The 16,909-nt window shown below is 73.2% G+C and carries 15 protein-coding genes; 3 read left to right on the top strand and 12 right to left on the bottom strand.

Features of this window, described 5'->3' with window-relative positions:
• Positions 1–7: 7 nt before the first annotated feature.
• Complete coding sequence (locus tag IE318_RS10495; RefSeq protein WP_189898904.1) at positions 8–1,315, bottom strand: glucarate dehydratase family protein; 1,308 nt, start codon at positions 1,313–1,315, stop codon at positions 8–10.
• A gap of 337 nt (positions 1,316–1,652) precedes the next feature.
• Between IE318_RS10495 and IE318_RS10490 the strand changes: the two genes are divergently transcribed.
• Positions 1,653–2,879 carry an MFS transporter gene (locus tag IE318_RS10490; protein WP_189898902.1) on the top strand — a complete coding sequence of 409 codons (1,227 nt, stop codon included), beginning with the start codon at positions 1,653–1,655 and terminating at the stop codon, positions 2,877–2,879.
• Here the strand turns inward: IE318_RS10490 and IE318_RS10485 are convergent.
• The 10 genes from IE318_RS10485 to hrcA form a co-directional block, all read right to left on the bottom strand.
• Positions 2,831–3,835: an adenosine deaminase gene (locus IE318_RS10485; protein ID WP_189898900.1), complete on the bottom strand. Its 1,005-nt coding sequence runs from the start codon at positions 3,833–3,835 to the stop codon at positions 2,831–2,833. The genes IE318_RS10490 and IE318_RS10485 overlap by 49 nt on opposite strands.
• Before the next feature lie 20 nt (positions 3,836–3,855).
• Positions 3,856–4,761 (bottom strand): ribonuclease Z, encoded by a 906-nt coding sequence (locus IE318_RS10480; RefSeq protein WP_189898898.1) that lies wholly within the window; start codon positions 4,759–4,761, stop codon positions 3,856–3,858.
• Positions 4,762–4,769: 8 nt separating this feature from the next.
• Positions 4,770–5,123 carry a histidine triad nucleotide-binding protein gene (locus tag IE318_RS10475; RefSeq protein WP_189898896.1) on the bottom strand — a complete coding sequence of 118 codons (354 nt, stop codon included), beginning with the start codon at positions 5,121–5,123 and terminating at the stop codon, positions 4,770–4,772.
• Positions 5,124–5,250: 127 nt separating this feature from the next.
• A complete protein-coding gene (locus IE318_RS10470; RefSeq protein WP_189899013.1) occupies positions 5,251–8,445 on the bottom strand; it encodes a S41 family peptidase in 3,195 nt (1,064 codons plus the stop codon).
• A gap of 113 nt (positions 8,446–8,558) precedes the next feature.
• Positions 8,559–9,122, bottom strand: coding sequence for a hypothetical protein (locus IE318_RS10465; RefSeq protein WP_229903429.1), 564 nt, complete (start codon positions 9,120–9,122; stop codon positions 8,559–8,561).
• A 105-nt stretch (positions 9,123–9,227) separates the two neighbouring features.
• On the bottom strand, positions 9,228–9,620 hold the full coding sequence (locus tag IE318_RS10460; protein ID WP_030172966.1) for a VOC family protein: 393 nt from the start codon (positions 9,618–9,620) through the stop codon (positions 9,228–9,230).
• Positions 9,621–9,652: 32 nt separating this feature from the next.
• Complete coding sequence (locus tag IE318_RS10455) at positions 9,653–10,390, bottom strand: 16S rRNA (uracil(1498)-N(3))-methyltransferase (protein ID WP_189898894.1); 738 nt, start codon at positions 10,388–10,390, stop codon at positions 9,653–9,655.
• Positions 10,387–11,475: a nitronate monooxygenase gene (locus tag IE318_RS10450; protein ID WP_189898892.1), complete on the bottom strand. Its 1,089-nt coding sequence runs from the start codon at positions 11,473–11,475 to the stop codon at positions 10,387–10,389. The genes IE318_RS10455 and IE318_RS10450 overlap by 4 nt, the downstream gene beginning before the upstream one ends.
• 222 nt (positions 11,476–11,697) lie before the next feature.
• Positions 11,698–12,834 (bottom strand): molecular chaperone DnaJ, encoded by a 1,137-nt coding sequence (gene dnaJ, locus IE318_RS10445; protein WP_030172957.1) that lies wholly within the window; start codon positions 12,832–12,834, stop codon positions 11,698–11,700.
• On the bottom strand, positions 12,835–13,851 hold the full coding sequence (gene hrcA / locus IE318_RS10440; RefSeq protein ID WP_030172954.1) for a heat-inducible transcriptional repressor HrcA: 1,017 nt from the start codon (positions 13,849–13,851) through the stop codon (positions 12,835–12,837). It lies immediately after the preceding gene.
• Between the two features lie 149 nt (positions 13,852–14,000).
• On the opposite strand from hrcA, the gene IE318_RS10435 reads away from it, so the two are divergent.
• Positions 14,001–14,732, top strand: a complete 732-nt coding sequence (locus tag IE318_RS10435; RefSeq protein WP_189898889.1) for an MBL fold metallo-hydrolase — start codon at positions 14,001–14,003, stop codon at positions 14,730–14,732.
• Positions 14,733–14,763: 31 nt separating this feature from the next.
• Positions 14,764–15,630: a DUF3097 domain-containing protein gene (locus IE318_RS10430; protein ID WP_189898887.1), complete on the top strand. Its 867-nt coding sequence runs from the start codon at positions 14,764–14,766 to the stop codon at positions 15,628–15,630.
• Between the two features lie 13 nt (positions 15,631–15,643).
• On the opposite strand, the gene hemW is transcribed toward IE318_RS10430, so the two are convergent.
• The gene (gene hemW, locus IE318_RS10425; RefSeq protein ID WP_189898885.1) at positions 15,644–16,876 is read right to left on the bottom strand and encodes a radical SAM family heme chaperone HemW; all 1,233 of its coding nucleotides are present in this window, start codon (positions 16,874–16,876) and stop codon (positions 15,644–15,646) included.
• Positions 16,877–16,909 lie beyond the last annotated feature (33 nt).

Raw genomic sequence — 16,909 nt, 5'->3', positions numbered from 1 at the left:
TGGGCGCCTACCAGCGGGGCACCGCGGGCGTCACCCAGCCCGGCTCGGCGACCCGCATCGCCGCCGCGTCGTCGCGGTCCCTGAGCGAGCCGTCGTCCGCGGCCCACCGTCGGTGCAGCCGGGCCAGTTCGTCGCGGTCGAGTGCGACACCGAGGCCGGGGGCGTCCGAGACGGCGACCCGGCCGCCCTCGAAGGTGAGGCGCTCGGTGAGGACGTCCTCGGACTGCCAGGGGTAGTGGGTGTCGCAGGCGTGGTGCAGGTTCGGCACGGTGGACGCCACGTGGGTCATCGCGGCCAGGCTGATCCCCAGGTGCGTGTTGGAGTGCATGGACACGCCCACGCCGAAGGCGTCGCACAGGGCCGCCAGGTGCTGGGTGTTGCGCAGGCCGCCCCAGTAATGGTGGTCGGAGAGCACCACCTGCACCGCGTCCTCGGCGAACGCCTCCTTGATCTCGGCGAACGTCGTCACGCACATGTTGGTGGCCAGCGGCACCCCGGTCCGCGCCGCCACCTCGGCCATGGCGGGAGTGCCCAGCGCCGGGTCCTCCAGGTACTCGAGCAGGTCCCCCAGTTCCCGCGCCACCTTCACGGACGTCTCCACCGACCAGGCCCCGTTGGGGTCCAGCCGCAGCGGGTGCCCGGGGAACGCCTCCGCCAGCGCCCGTACCGCGGCGATCTCCTGCTCCGGCGGGAAGACCCCGCCCTTGAGCTTGAAGGAGGTGAAGCCGTGGCGCTCCTTGAACCGGCGGGCCTGCTCCACCACCCCGGCCGGGTCGAGGGCGGCGCCCCAGTCGTCCTTCTCGGAGGGCACACCGGCAGGATGAGCGGCCCACTTGTAGAAGAGGTAGGCGCTGTAGTCGACCGAGTCCCGCACCTTCCCGCCGAGCAGCGCGTGCACGGGCAGGCCGAGCGCCCTGCCGAGGGCGTCGAGGCAGGCGACCTCGAAGGCGGACAGGACGGACAGGCGCAACTTGTCGGCGGTCTGGACCCCGCGCAGCCCGCCCGCGTCCACCCTCCCGCTGATCCGGGACTCGTCCACGCCGAGGTCGGTCGCGAACAGCCGGTTCACGTCCATGACCGACCGTCCGGTGAGCCGCTCGGCGAGCGGACGGGCGAGCTCCAGGTACTTGGTGTCGCCGTAGGTCTCCCCGAGCCCGGTGATCCCGTCGGCGGTGACGACCTCCACGATCAGCCGGGGCGTGTACGGCTGGTGGACACCCTGCGTGTTCAGCAGCGGCGGGTCGGCGACCAGGATGGGCGTCAGCCGCACCTCGGCGACGGTCAGATCGCGGGCTGCATCGGTGGCACGGGTCACAGGGAGGCTCCTACGAGGTCGGGTCCGGCGGTGAGGAGGGCCTTGAGGCCGGGGGACGGGGAGTTGGGGAGCCGGCGGGGCCGGCTGGGGCGCCGCCCACCAGACTATCCCTCTGGTCCCCTCTTATGAATGCCGTCCATATACAGGAACGAAAGATCCCTTCTTCTACCCGCACCCCCACCCCACAAACCAAAACGTGACGCAGATCGCACCGCCCGCTGTTCTTTCCCGAACCACGTGCTTGGTACAACTTGTTCGCGCGGGCACGTCCGTCGACGACCGTCGCTCCCTCTCTCCTTTCCGAGTCCCGTTGTTCTGATCCTTTCTGGGAACGCCCGTGTCCGCCCGCCGCCCCCTGCCCTGGCCTCTCGTCGCCCTGTTCATGGCCGGGAACCTCGCCCCCTATCTGCTGCCGACCACCGTCGGCAGGCTCGAGAGCGGCCTTCCGCTCACCGCCACCCAAGCGGGCGCCATCGGCAGTGCGCTGCTGCTGAGTTCGGCGGCGGCGGGTTTCCTGCTGGCTTCCCGGGTCGACCGGACCGGGGCGCGCACACTCGCCCGCCTCGGCCTCGCCCTCGCCTTCCTCGGCTACGGAGGCGCCGCACTCACCACCGTCGTACCGGCCGTCGTCGCCGGTGCGATGGCCGGCGGGTTCGGCTCGGGCACGCTCACCGCGGTCGCCGTGAGCGGCTTCGCCGCCCATCGCGACCCGCACCGTGTCACGACGTACGGCCTGCTCTGCGTCTCCGCCCTCGCCGGCGCCCTGTATCTGACGCTGCCTCACCTCGGGCCGGGCCACGGCCTCCCCTTGGCGGCGATCGCCCTGACCGCGCTCGCCGTCTGGCCCCTCACCGGACGCCTGGCCGGCCCCGCGGTCCCGGACCGGACCGTGGTCGGCGAGGCGCGGCTCCCCCACCGCCGCGCCGGGCTGCTGCTGGCCACGGCCATGCCCTGCTGGTCCCTCGCGCAGAACGCCCTGTGGGGCGTGAGCGGCCGGCTCGGACTCGTACAGGCGCACCTCACCGAGGTCACCGTCGGCGCGGTGTTCGCGGTGGCGCTCGGCGCCGGACTGGTCGGGGTCGCCGGTGCGGGCGTGCTCGGCACCCGGTTCGGCCGGGCAGTGCCCATCGGCGGTGGTACGGTGCTGATCGCGGCCTGTATAGCGCTCAGCGCCTCCGCCACCGACCTGCCGGCGTTCGCGGGCGGGGAGATCGCCTGGAACCTGTTCTACCCGGTGGTGCAGACGTACGTCATCTGCCTCGCCGCCTCACTCGACCCGCGCGGCCGCTGGGCGGTGTTCGTCGGCTCGGCGGGCTCCCTGGGCACGGCGGCGGGCCCGCTGACCGGGAGCCTGCTGGCGGGACGGGCGGGCTTCCCCGTGATGGGCGAGGTGCTGGCCCTCCTCCTGCTGCTGACCGCCGTGCCGTTGACGGCGGTGGCGCTGCGCGCGGGCAGGCGGCTCCTGCCGGTCGTGGAAGTCCCGGTGGAGGCGCCCGCCGCGGCCGTGCGCAGCGCCTACGACACCGCGTCCCCGAACTGGTACGCCTCCACCTCGGCGAGGTAGCGGGCGCGCCGCTCCTCGTCGTCCTCCAGGAAGGAGGCGAGGAAGGAGTTGCGGGCCAGTTCGCGCAGCCGCTCCTCGGTCAGGCCGAGGGTGCGGTGGACGGCGGCGAAGTTGTCGCCGGCGTAGCCGCCGAAGTAGGCCGGGTCGTCGGAGTTGACCGTGCACAGCAGACCGGCGTCCAGCATGGCGGGCAGCGGGTGGTCGGCCAGGGTGTCGACGGTGCGCAGCCGTACGTTCGACAGCGGGCACAGGGTCAGCGGGATCCGCTCGCGGACGAGCCGCTCGACCAGCGCGGGGTCCTCCAGGCAGCGCAGCCCGTGGTCGACACGCTCCACGCCGAGCACGTCCAGCGCCTCGGTGATGTACTCCGGCGGGCCCTCCTCACCGGCGTGCGCCACGCGGCGCAGCCCGAGCGCGGCGGCAGCCTCGTAGACCGCGCGGAACTTCACCGGCGGATGCCCGACCTCGGCGGAGTCGAGTCCGACGCCGGTGATCCGGTCGAGGTACGGCTTGGCCGCGTCCAGCGTCGTCAGGGCCGACTCGGCGGACTCGTCGCGCAGGAAGCACATGATGAGCCTGGTGGAGATCCCGTGGTTCTCCGCGCTGCGGCCGAGCGCCCGCCACAGTCCCTCGACGACCGTGCCCATGGACACGCCCCGGGCGAGGTGGGCCTGCGGGTCGAAGAAGATCTCGGCGTGCCGCACGCCCTGTGCGGCGGCACGGGCGAGATAGGCGTTCGCCAGGTCCTCGAAGTCCCGCTCGGTGCGCAGGACGGCCATCAGTTCGTAGTACAGGTTCAGGAAGGACTGCAGGTCCTCGAACCGGTAGGCCTCGCGGAGCGTGTCGGTGTCGGCGTACGGCAGCGTCACGCCGTTGCGCGCGGCCAGCTCGAAAGCCAGCTCGGGCTCCAGAGTGCCTTCGATGTGCAGGTGCAGTTCGGCTTTGGGCAGGGGCATCAGAGCATCGTACGGCCTGGTCACCGTCGTTTCGGAAGCGCCACCCGGAGCAGGTCGGATGCCACGGTCAGCTCGCCCTCGAACCCGGCCGCCCGCGCCTGCCGCTCGAACTCCTCGGGGTCGGTGTAGCGCTGGCTGAAGTGGGTCAGGACCAGGTGCCGTACGCCCGCGTCCCGCGCCACCCGCGCCGCCTGGCCTGCCGTCAGATGGCCGTACTCCTCGGCCAGCCTCTCGTCCCCGTCGAGGAAGGTGGACTCGATCACCAGCAGGTCGCAGCCCTCGGCGAGGGCGTGCACCCCCTCGCACAGCCGGGTGTCCATGACGAACGCGAACCGCTGTCCGCGCCGCACCTCGCTCACCGCCTCCAGCGTGACGCCGTTCAGCGACCCCTCCCGCTGGATGCGGCTCACGTCCGGGCCCTTGATCCCGTGCGCGGCGAGCCGGTCGGGCAGCATACGGCGCCCGTCGGGCTCGACGAGCCGGTAGCCGAAGGACTCCACGGGGTGGGAGAGCCGGCGCGCCTGAAGGGTGTACGCCTCCGTGGTGGCGAGGGTGCCGTCGGCGTCGACCGGGGCCTCGGTGAGCGAGACGGTCTCGCGGTAGGCGGTGGCGTACCGCAGACGGTCGAAGAAGCGCTGGCCGGAGCGCGGGTAGTGCGCGGTGATCCGGTGCGGCACCTTGTCGAGGTTGATGCGCTGGATCACCCCGGCCAGTCCGAGCGAGTGGTCGCCGTGGAAGTGGGTGACGCAGATCCGGTTCAGGTCGTGGGCCGCTGCCCCGGCGCGCAGCATCTGCCGCTGGGTGCCCTCGCCGGGGTCGAACAGGATGCCCTCGCCGTCCCAGCGCAGCAGATAGCCGTTGTGGTTGCGGTGGCGGGTCGGGACCTGGCTGGCGGTGCCGAGGACGACGAGTTCACGCACGGACATGCCTCCTGCTAGCCGGGAGGCCACTGCAGGCCGCGGCCGCCGAGGACGTGGGCGTGGGCGTGCCAGACCGTCTGGCCGGCGCCGGGGCCGGTGTTGAAGACGATGCGGTAGCTGTCGAGCTTGTCCTCGTCGGCGATCGCCTGGGTCTCGCGCAGCACGTCCGCGGCGAGTTCCGGGGCACCGGCGGCGAGGGCGGCGGCGTCCTTGTAGTGCGCCTTCGGGATCACCAGGACGTGGGTGGGTGCCTGGGGGTTGATGTCGCGGAAGGCGACGGTGGTGTCCGTCTCGCGGACGATCGTCGCCGGGACGTGCCCCGCGACGATCTTGCAGAACAGGCAGTCGTCCTGGGGTTCCCCTGCCATGGGTGCTCCTCCGGAGTGATCGATTACGGGGGCATGTTATCGGGGGTGGTGAGAACCAGCTCGTCCGGCGCTTGGGGACGAGGCCGTTCAGGCCGACGGGGGTTCCGGGGGCGGCAGCCCCCGGCGGTCACGGCAAGGACGGCGGTGTCTTGGCCGGGGTGGTCTCCAGGGCTTCCAGGGCGAGCCGGATCGCCTCGTCGAGTTGGGTGTCGCGGCCCGCCGCGTGGTCCTGCGGTCGCTGGACGACCTCCACGTCCGGGTCCACGCCGTGGTTCTCGACGTCCCAGCCGTAGCCCTCCAGCCAGAAGGCGTACTTCGGCTGGGTGATCAGGGTGCCGTCCACCAGGCGGTAGCGGCTGTCGATCCCGATGACGCCGCCCCAGGTGCGGGTGCCGACGACCGGGCCGATGCCCAGCGCCCTGATCGCCGCGTTGACGATGTCGCCGTCGGAGCCGGAGAACTCGTTGGCGACGGCGACGACGGGGCCGCGCGGCGCGTCACGCGGGTAGCTCTCCGGCTGCATGCCGCGGGGCAGGTCCCAGCCGACGATCCGCCGGGCCAGCTTCTCCACCACGAGCTGGGAGGTGTGGCCGCCGCGGTTCTCCCGGACGTCCACGACCAGGCCCTCGCGGGCCACCTCGACGCGCAGGTCGCGGTGGATCTGCGCCCAGCCGGGGGCCTGCATGTCCGGCACGTGGAGGTAGCCGAGCCGGCCGCCGGACTTCCCGTGGACGTAGGCGCGGCGGTCGGCGACCCACGCGTGGTAGCGCAGCGGCTCCTCGTCGGCGAGGGGCACCACGACGGCGTGGCGCGGGTCGCCGCCGCCGGACGGGGAGATGGTCAGCTCGATCGGCTTGCCCGCCGTACCGACCAGCAGCGGGCCCGGCCCGGTCACCGGGTCGACCGGACGGCCGCCGACCGCGACGATCGTGTCCCCGGCGCGCACCGCGACGCCGGGCGCGGCGAGCGGGCTGCGCGCCGCGGGGTCGGAGGTCTCCGAGGGCAGGATCCGGTCGATGCGCCAGCTGCCGTCCTCGTGCCGGGAGATGTCCGCGCCGAGCAGGCCCTGCCTGGGGCCGTCGCCGAAGTTCCCGTAGGGGGTGACGTAGGCGTGCGAGGTGCCCAGTTCGCCGTGCACCTCCCACAGCAGGTCCACGAGGTCGTCGTGGGTGGCGAGGCGGTCCAGGACGGGCCGGTAGCGGTCGAGGACGCCGTCCCAGTCGACGCCGCCCATGTCCGGCCGCCAGAAGTTGTCCCGCATGATGCGGCCGGTCTCCTCGTACATCTGCCGCCACTCGGCGGCCGGGTCGACGGTCTGCCGGACCCGGCCGAGGTCGACGGTGATGTTGGAGTCGCTGTCCTCGTCGCCGGAGGCGCGCCGGTCGCTGGGCACGACCTTCAGCTTGCCGTCGGTCCACAGCAGGACCCGCTTGCCGTCGCCGCTGACCTCGAAGTGGTCGGCGTCGGCGGCGAGGTGCTCGATCCGCTGCTGGGCGAGGTCGTAGCGCTCCAGCTCGGTCTTCGGGTCGGGGTCGTCGGGCGTGGCACGGGAGGCGCCGAGCACTCCGGTGACCGGGTGCCGCAGCCACAGCACGCCGTCGCGGGCGGCGCGCAGGTTGGAGTAGCGGGCGGCCTCGACCGGGAAGGGCACGATGCGGTCGGCGAGGCCGTCGAGGTCGATCCTGGTCGTCGGGGTGCCCTCGCTGTCCGGGGTCTCCTCCTTGTCGGAGACCTCGAAGGGGCGGCCGTGCCGCTGCGGCCCGAAGGGGGAGGGAGTGGTCGCGGCCAGGGTGATCAGATGAGGACGGGAGCTCTCCACGAACGCCAGGTCGAAGACGTGTTCGTCGTAGACGGGGTCGAAGGAGCGGTGGGAGAGGAAGGCGAGGTGCTTGCCGTCCAGGGTGAACGCGGGGGCGTAGTCCTGGAAGCGCAGCGGGGTCGCGTCGGTGACCGACAGGTCGGTGGTGTGCGCGAGCCGGATCTGGCTCAGCGGGCGCGGGCCGGGATGGGACCAGGCCAGCCAGGTGGCGTCGGGGGAGAAGGCGAGGTCGGTGACGTCGCCGTGCTCGCTGCGGTCGACCTCGCGGACCTCGCCGGTCTCGCGCTCGACGAGCAGCAGCCGCCCGTCGTGGGAGGCGACCGCGGCCCGGCTGCCGTCGGGGGCCATGGCCAGTTCCAGGACCCGGCCGAGCCGCCCCGCGGCCAGCCGGCGCGGGGTCGCGCCGGGGGCCGGGCCGGTGGCGGGCGCGAACTCCAGGGCGTCGTCGCCCTCGGCGTCCGTCACCCACACCACCCACTCCTCGCCTTCGGCGCGGAAGGTGCGCGGCAGCCGGGCCCGTACGCCGGGCTCGGCTGCCAGCGCGCGGGCGGGGCCGGAGCGGTGGGTGACCCAGTGGACGGCGCCGCGCACGGCGACGGCGCTGCCGCGCGCGGTGTGGTCGGGGGCCGCGGAGCCGAACCAGCGGGAGGCGTTCACCGGGTAGGGCTGGAGGTCCACGCGCGGACCGCCGAGCCGGATGTCGAGCCGGCGCGGTTCGGCGCCGTCGAGGTCGTCCAGGAGCCACAGTTCACCGGCGCCGGCGTAGACGACCCGGGTGCCGTCGGTGGCGGCGTGGCGGGCGTAGAAACCGTCGAGGGGGGTGTGCCGGCGCAGGTCGGAGCCGTCGGCGAGGGAGGAGTACAGCGCGCCGGTGCCCTCGTGGTCGGAGAGGAACGCGATCCGCTCCCCCACCCACAGCGGGTACTCGAGGTTGCCGTCCAGCTCCTCGTGCAGCCGTACGAACTCGCCGGTGTCCTCGGTGTCGATCCACAGCTTGCCCGCCGTGCCGCCCCGGTACCTCTTCCACCAGGCCGCCTCGCGGCCCATCGGCGCGGACAGCAGCACGGTGTGCGGCCCGTACGCGATGTCGCCGACCGGGCCGTACGGCAGGGTGGTGGCCGGTCCGCCGTCCAGCGGGACGGCACGGGCCCAGCTGCGGCGCAGGCTCGCCTGGCCCTGGGTGCTCAGCGCGAGCACCCGGCCGTCCGGGGTCCAGCCGCGCACCTGGGTGCGCCAACTCCCCCAGTGCGTGAGGCGCTTGGCGGGGCCGCCCTCGACCGGGGCGATGTGCACCTCGGGGGCGCCGTCACGGGTGGAGGTCCAGGCGACGGTGGTGCCGTCGGGCGAGATACGGGGGTGGTTCACCGGCACGTTGTCGGCGCTGACCCGCCAGGCACGCCCGCCGTCCAGCGGTGCGAGCCACACGTCGTCCTCGGCGGTGAAGGCGACCAACTCGCCGTGCAGATGGGGAAAACGGAGGTACGCCGTCGACGCGGACAGCAAAGACGATGCGGACTGAGTCACCCGATCACCCTACGCAGCGGCGGCGGCCGCGGACAGGGGTCCGGATCACTTGGACGTGCCTCCTTCGCACGTCACGCCGTGGACACGGCACCTCACTTGCCCTGGACCGGCCAGCAGGTCGGGTCGCCCTGGCACCAGATGGTCCGGGTGACGGTGACCGTGACCGTCGGTCCCGGCTGCCCGTGGGTGCCGGGCGGCCGGTAGGTGGGGCCGGTGGTGGCGTCGCAGTCGCCGAGCCCGCTGACGTGGAAGACCACCCGGCCGCCCACCTTGGCGGTCAGGTTCCCCCGCACACAGGCGCCGCTGACGGCCCGGGTGACCTTGCCGGTGACGGTGATCTTCCGGCCGTCCTTGGTCTCCCCCTGGCAGTCGACGGAGGCCACGGTGGCGCGGGACGCCGACGGCGTCGGCTTCCCGGACGTGGAGGTCCCGCCGCCGTCGTCGTAGTGGGCCGTGCAGCTGAGCCAGCGCACGGAGGTGTGCCGCCGGTTCAGCTCGGCGGTCGCCGTGCGGTCGGTCGTATAGGACACCGACGCGGTGCTCAGCCCACCGGGATCACATGCGACGACCCCGCCCGCGGCGAGAGCCACGAGCCCGGCCGCGGCCATCACCCGCCGCCCGCGCGGCAGTTGCCGCACCCACCTCGACACCCCCATGCACGCCAGCGTGCCACCGGCCCGCCCGAGGCGGAAGAGCACATACGGCCACACGCGCGCCGCCCACGCCCGCACACCCGTTCGTGCTTCCGGCCGCCGTCGCCGTCAGCCGCGCAGCAGCAGCCACTCCTGGAGTTCCACGAGGTTGCCCTCCGGGTCCTTGAGGTGGGCGACGCGCATGCGGTCCGTCATCGGGGCCGGGCCGTGCAGCAGGGTCGCGCCGCGGGCGGTCAGCTCGGCGCAGTAGGCGTCGAGGTCGTCCACGCGCAGGACCACCAGGGAGCGGTGACCGCTGGCCTCGTCGCCGAGCTCGCCCAGCACCTCGGCCATCATCGCCCGGTCCTGCAAGGCGATGCCCGCCGACCCGGTGGCCGGGCTGAACTTCTCGTACGGCCCCTCGGCCGTCCCGGACTGCGGCTTGAGGCCCAGGACCTCGGCGTAGAAGCGGTAGGCGGCGGCGAAGTCGGTGACGAGCAGCCGGACTTGGGCGAGTTCCACGGCATCCCTCTGCGGTTCGGGACCGGCGGTTGTCAGGACCAGCGGCCGGTCCGGCCCATCAGCAGGGCGGCCGCCGCGGTCCCCGCGGTCGATGTACGCAGCACCGTACGCCCGAGGACGTACGCCTTCGCGCCCGCCTCTTCGAACACCGCCAGTTCCTCCGGGGAGACACCCCCTTCGGGGCCGACGACGAGCACGATCTCGCCGTCGGTGGGGAGTTCGGCGCGGGCCAGGGGCTCCTCGCCGCTCTCGTGGAGGACGGCGGCGAAGTCTGCTTCGGCCAAAAGTGCGGCAACCTGTTTGGTCGTCGCCGCGTCCGCGACCTCCGGGAAACGGACCCGGCGAGACTGCTTGCCCGCCTCGCGGGCGGTCGCCCGCCACTTGCCGAGCGCCTTCAGACCGCGCTCGCCCTTCCACTGCGTGATGCAGCGGGAGGCCTGCCAGGGCACGACGGCGTCGACGCCGACCTCCGTCATGGTCTCCACCGCGAGCTCACCGCGGTCGCCCTTGGGGAGGGCCTGCACGACGGTGATGCGGGGGGACTCCGGGGGTTCCTCGGCCACCGAGACCAGGTGGACGACGAGCCGGTCCTTGCCCTCGGTGGCGGTCACCTCGCAGTCGGCCCAGCGCCCGGCGCCGTCCGTGAGCACGATCCGCTCGCCGGGCTGGAGCCGCTTGACGGAGACGGCGTGCCGCCCCTCGGGGCCGTCCAGCACGAACTCCGCATGGCTGTCGTCCAGCCCGTCGACGACGAACACCGGTGCGGTCATCGCACGTCACCTCCCGTCGACGGACGGGCGGACAACACCGCCCGGGCGGCGTCGAGTTCGGCGGCCAGCAGCTCCACCAGCCGACCGGCGGGCAGCTCGCGGGCCATGCGGTGGCCCTGGCCCGCCCACAGCGCCATGCCCTGCGGGTCGCCCGCCTCGGCGGCGGCCCTGCGCAGCGGGGCGGCGAGGTAGTTGATCTCCGGGTAGGCGGCGGGCGCGTACGGGCCGTGCTCGCGCATGAACCGGTTGACCAGGCCGCGGGCGGGCCGGCCGGAGAACGCGCGGGTCAGCTCCGTGTGCGGGAAGAGCGGATCGGTCAGGGCCTGCTTGTGCAGGTCGTGCGCGCCCGACTCGGGGGTGGTCAGGAACGCGGTGCCCAGCTGGGCGGCGCTCGCGCCGGCCGCGAGGACGGCGGCGATCTGGCCGCCGCGCATGATGCCGCCGGCGGCGACGACCGGGAGGTTCACCGCCTCGCGGATCTGCGCGACGAGGGAGAGCACGCCGATGCCGGAGCCGTCGTTCTCCGGCAGGTCGCGATGGGTGCCCTGGTGGCCGCCGGCCTCCACGCCCTGGGCGACCACCGCGTCCGCGCCCGCCCGCTGCACGGCCAGCGCCTCCTCGACGGTCGTCGCGGTCACCAGGGTGAAGGTGCCGGCCCGGTGCAGGGAGTCGATCACCTCGCGGGTGGGGACGCCGAAGTGGAAGGACACCACCGGAACCGGGTCGTCGAGGAGCACGGCGAGCTTGACGTCGTAGCCGTCGTCGCGTGCGCACTCCGGGTCGCCCAGCTCGGTGCCGTACCAGGTGGCCTCGCCGGCCAGCTGCTGGGCGTAGAGGTCGACGGCGCCGGACTCCGCATGCTCGGACTGGGGCACGAAGACGTTCACGCCGAAGGGGCGGCCGGTCAGCCCGCGCAGCTGCTTGATCTCCTGGTACATCCCGTCGGCGGTCTTGTACCCGGCGGCGAGGAACCCGAGCCCGCCCGCGTCGGACACCGCGGCGGCGAGCCGCGGCCCCGAAGGACCGCCCGCCATCGGAGCCTGCACGATCGGGTGCGGGAAGAGATCGGTCAGTGCGGAGGACATGAGCGCATGGTGTCACGTCCTGCTCAAGGCTCCGAATCGGGCCGACTTCCGGCATATGCGAGAGGCGTCCGCTGCCGGCAGCGGACGCCTCCCCTCGATCAGCGGCCCGCCTCAGCGACCGTTGAACGCATCCTTCAACCGCGAGAACAGCCCCTGCTGACCCGGCTGACCGTGCCTGCCCGGGGGACAACCCCCGGACCCCCGGCCATCCGACAGCCCGCCTCAGCGGCCGTTGAACGCATCCTTCAACCGCGAGAACAGCCCCTGCTGACCCGGCTGGAACTGGCCCTGCGGCCGCTCCTCGCCGCGCAGCTTGGCCAGCTCGCGCAGCAGGCGCTCCTGCTCGGGGTCGAGCTTGCCCGGGGTCTGGACCTCGACGTGGACGACGAGGTCGCCCCGGCCGCCGCCGCGCAGATGTGTGACGCCCCGGCCGTGCAGCGGGATCGACTGGCCGGACTGCGTGCCCGGTCGGATGTCGACCTCCTCCAGGCCGTCCAGGGTCTCCAGCGGCACCTTGGTGCCGAGGGCCGCCGCGGTCATCGGGATGGTGACCGTGCAGTGCAGGTCGTCGCCGCGCCGCTGGAACATCGGGTGCGGCAGCTCGTGGATCTCGACGTACAGGTCACCGGCCGGACCGCCGCCGGGGCCGACCTCGCCCTCGCCCGCGAGCTGGATGCGCGTGCCGTTGTCCACACCGGCCGGGATCTTCACCGTCAGCGTGCGCCGGGCGCGGATGCGGCCGTCGCCCGCGCACTCCGGGCACGGGGTCGGCACGACGGTGCCGAAGCCCTGGCACTGGGGGCAGGGCCGGGACGTCATGACCTGGCCCAGGAAGGACCGGGTGACCTGCGAGACCTCACCGCGGCCACGGCACATGTCGCACGTCTGGGCGGAGGTGCCCGGCGCCGCGCCCTCGCCGTTGCAGGTGTTGCAGACGACGGCCGTGTCGACCTGGATGTCCTTCGTGGTGCCGAAGGCCGCCTCGTCCAGCTCCACCTCCAGCCGGATCATGGCGTCCTGGCCCCGGCGGGTGCGCGAGCGCGGTCCGCGCTGCGACGCGGTGCCGAAGAACGCGTCCATGATGTCGGAGAAGTTGCCGAAGGCGCCGGCCCCGAACCCGCCCGCGCCGGCCGCGCCGGACTGCGAGAGCGGGTCGCCGCCGAGGTCGTAGACCTGCTTCTTCTGCGGGTCCGACAGCACCTCGTAAGCGGCGTTGATCTCCTTGAACCGCTCCTGGGTCTTCGGATCGGGGTTGACGTCCGGGTGCAGCTCGCGCGCGAGCCGCCGGAAGGCCTTCTTGATCTCTTCCTGCGACGCGTCGCGACGCACGCCGAGAACGGCGTAGTAGTCCGTGGCCACTTACGACTCCGCCAGGATCTGTCCGACGTACCGTGCCACTGCGCGTACCGCTCCCATCGTTCCCGGGTAGTCCATGCGGGTCGGTCCGACCACGCCGAGCTTGGCGACTGCCTCGCCGCCCGAACCGTAGCCCACCGACACGATGGACGTGGAGTTGAGTCCTTCGTAGGCGTTCTCGTGACCGATGCGCACGGTCATGCCCGGATCCTGTGTCTCACCGAGCAGCTTCAACAGGACGACCTGCTCCTCCAGCGCCTCCAGGACGGGCCGGATGGTGAGGGGGAAGTCGTGTGCGAAGCGGGTCAGATTGGCGGTGCCGCCGATCATCAGCCGCTCCTCGTTCTCCTCCACCAGGGTCTCCAGGAGCGTGGACAGCACCGTGGAGACCGTCCCGCGGTCCTCGAGGTCGAAGCCCTCGGGCAGATCCTCCACCAGCTGCGGCACGTCCGTGAAGCGGCGGCCGGCGACCCGGCTGTTCAGCCGCGCCCGCAGGTCCGCAAGCGAGGTCTCGCCGAACGGGGCCGGGCAGTCGATCATCCGCTGCTCGACCCGCCCGGTGTCCGTGATCAGCACCAGCATCACGCGCGCGGGCGCGAGCGAGAGCAGCTCCACGTGCCGCACGGTCGAACGGGTCAGCGACGGGTACTGCACCACGGCGACCTGCCGGGTCAGCTGCGCCAGCAGCCGCACCGTACGGGCCACCACGTCGTCGAGGTCGACGGCGCCGTCGAGGAAGTTCTGGATGGCGCGCCGCTCCGGCCCGGTCATCGGCTTGACCCCGGCGAGCTTGTCGACGAAGAGGCGGTAGCCCTTGTCGGTGGGGATGCGGCCCGCGCTGGTGTGCGGCTGGGCGATGTAGCCCTCGTCCTCCAGGGCCGCCATGTCGTTGCGGACCGTGGCCGGGGAGACGCCGAGGTTGTGCCGCTCCGTGAGGGCCTTGGAGCCGACCGGCTCCTCGGTGCCGACGTAGTCCTGGACGATGGCACGCAACACCTGAAGCCGTCGCTCACTGAGCATCGCGCGCACCTCCAGAATCTTCCTCGGCTCCCGCCTGGCACTCGGCGCATACGAGTGCCAGCATTCCCGGGCCCAGTGTACGGCCGTCGGGTACATCGGCGGCAAGGCTGGTGCCGTCGGGCCGATGCCGGGAGGGCTAGCGTCGCGGCATGACGGTGACTTGGGAAGAGCTGGGGTGGGAGCGGCTGGCGGAGGGGGTCGGCCGGGTGCGGTTGCCGGTGTGGGACTGCACCGTCGGGCTGGTCGTCTCGGGCGGCTCGGCGCTGCTGGTGGACGCCGGGTCGAGCCTGGCGGAGGGCGAGCGGCTGCGGGCGCAGGCGCGGGAGCTCGGCGGTGGGCGTGTGACACTTCTCGCGCTGACGCACCCGCACTTCGACCACGTCTTCGGGGCGGCCCGGTTCGAGGACGCGGAGGTCTTCGCGGCCGAGGGCACACGGACCGTGTTCGACGGCGTGCACGGGCGTGCGGAACTGCGCGCGGACGCCGTGCGCAACGGGCTGGACGCGCGTGCGGCGGACGAGGCGGTGGCGGCCCTGGTACGGCCCGGCCGCGAGGTCTCCGGCCGGCTGACCCTCGCCCTGGACGGCGGCCGGGAGGTGCTGCTGGCCGACGTGGGCCCGGGACACACCGCGCACGACCTGGCGGTGGTGGTGCCGGGCGAGCGTCCGGTGGTGTTCTGCGGCGACCTGGTCGAGGAGTCCGGCGAACCCCAGGCCGGCCCCGACGCCGTACCGTCCGAGTGGCCCGCCGCCCTGGACCGGCTGCTGGCACTGGGCGGCGAGGACGCCCTGTACGTCCCCGGTCACGGAGCGGTGGTGGACGCGGCCTTCGTCCGGGCCCAGCGCGACGCCCTGGCGGCACGCTTCGGCGTGTCGCGCTGATCGCCGCAGGACTTCTCCTATCGTCACTCGAATGCGCCCACCCGTCTCCCGCCACCGCCCTTCCAACGAGGGCCCTTCGGGCCCGCGCGTTCGTTCGTACTCCCCCGACCTGACCCCGCCATGGAAGAAGCCGAAGGCCGTGCCGGAGGTGCCGGCCGAGCCCGGTCTGGTGGTCGAGGAGCCGGGGAGCGGCTTCTGCGGGGCGGTGATCCGCTGCGAGGCGGGCACGGTGACCCTGGAGGACCGCTTCGGCAAGCACCGGGTGTTCCCGCTGGAGCCCCGGGGCTTTCTGCTGGAGGGGCGTGTGGTGACCCTGGTACGGCCGTCGTCGGGTGAGCCGGTACGGCCCACCCGCACCGCCTCCGGCTCGGTCGCCGTCCCCGGTGCACGCGCGCGCGTGGCCCGCGCCGGGCGGATCTACGTCGAGGGCCGGCACGACGCCGAGCTGGTCGAGAAGGTCTGGGGCGACGACCTGCGCATCGAGGGCGTGGTCGTGGAGTACCTGGAGGGCGTCGACGACCTGCCGTCGATCGTCGAGTCCTTCGCCCCGGGCCCGGACGCGCGGCTGGGCGTGCTGGTGGACCACCTGGTGCCGGGCACCAAGGAGTGGCGGATCGCGGAGTCGGTGACCAGCGAGCACGCGCTGGTGGTGGGTCACCCGTACATCGACATCTGGGAGGCGGTGAAGCCGGCCGCACTGGGCATCCCGGCCTGGCCCACGGTCCCCCACGGCCAGGACTGGAAGACGGGCGTGTGCCGTGCGCTGGGTTGGCCGTCGGAGAACACCGGGGCGGTGTGGCAGGCGATCCTGAAGCGGGTGGGGTCCTACAAGGACCTGGAGCCGGAGCTGCTGGGCCGGGTGGAGCAGTTGATCGATTTCGTGACCGAGCCGGCCTAGCCGGCCGGCCCCCTCAGTCCACCAGGTCCCGCACCACCGCGTCCGCCAGCAGCCGCCCGCGCAGTGTCAGTACGGCCCGCCCGTCGTCGTAGGGCCCGCGCTCCAGAAGCCCCTCCGAGAGGGCCTTGCGGGATGCTGCGAGCCCCGCCTCCTTCAGCAGCGACAGCGGCGCCCCCTCGCGCAGCCGCAGCTCCAGCAGGATCCGCTCCACCCGGCGGTCCTCCTCGGACAGCACCTCACGCCCGGCCCCCGGCGACTTCCCCGACGCCAGCGCCGCCGCATACGCCCCCGGGTGCTTGACGTTCCACCAGCGCACCCCGCCCACGTGCGAGTGCGCCCCCGGGCCCGCGCCCCACCAGTCGGCGCCGCGCCAGTACAGCTCGTTGTGCAGGCAGCGGCCGGCCTCGGAGGTGGCCCAGTTGGACACCTCGTACCACTCGAAGCCCGCCGCGGACAGGGCCTCCTCGGCGATCAGGTAGCGGTCGGCGTGCACGTCGTCGTCCGTCATCGGGATCTCGCCGCGGCGGATCCGGCGGGCGAGCTGGGTGCCCTCCTCGACGATCAGCGCGTAGGCGCTGACGTGGTCCGGGCCCGCGCCGAGCGCCGCGTCCAGCGACGCCCGCCAGTCGTCGTCGGACTCGCCGGGGGTGCCGTAGATCAGGTCGAGGTTGACGTGTTCGAAGCCGGCCGCACGGGCCTCGGCCACGCACGCCTCGGGGCGGCCGGGGGTGTGGGTCCGGTCGAGGATCTTCAGCACGTGCTGCTTGGCGCTCTGCATGCCGAAGGAGATCCGGTTGAAGCCGCCCTCCCTGAGGGTCGTCAGATACGCCGGGTCGACGGACTCCGGGTTCGCCTCCGTGGTGACCTCCGCGTCCGGCGCCAGGCCGAACTCGTCGCGGACGGCGCCCAGCATCCGTACGAGGTCGCCGGCTGCCAGCAGGGTCGGCGTGCCGCCGCCGACGAAGACCGTGCGGACCTTGCGCGGGTCGTCGCCGAGCACCTTGCGGGCGAGGCGGATCTCGTCGATCAGCGTGTCCGCGTAGTTGTCCCGGGAGGCCAGGACTCCGCCCGTGCCGCGCAGCTCGGTCGCCGTGTAGGTGTTGAAGTCGCAGTACCCGCAGCGGGTCGCGCAGTACGGGACGTGGAGGTAGAAGCCGAGCGGGCGGTCGGCCGCCCCGGCGAGCGCCTGTGCGGGCAGTGCGCCGTCGGCGGGGACGGGCTCGCCGTCGGGAAGTGCGGAAGGCATGCCTTCCATTGTCCAGCACCCGGGCGGTTGCCC

Origin of the sequence: Streptomyces spiralis (assembly GCF_014654675.1) — a bacterium.
Lineage (GTDB): Bacteria > Actinomycetota > Actinomycetes > Streptomycetales > Streptomycetaceae > Streptomyces > Streptomyces spiralis.
Note: the sequence above shows the minus strand (reverse complement) of the source record. Positions and strands in the feature narration are given on the sequence as shown.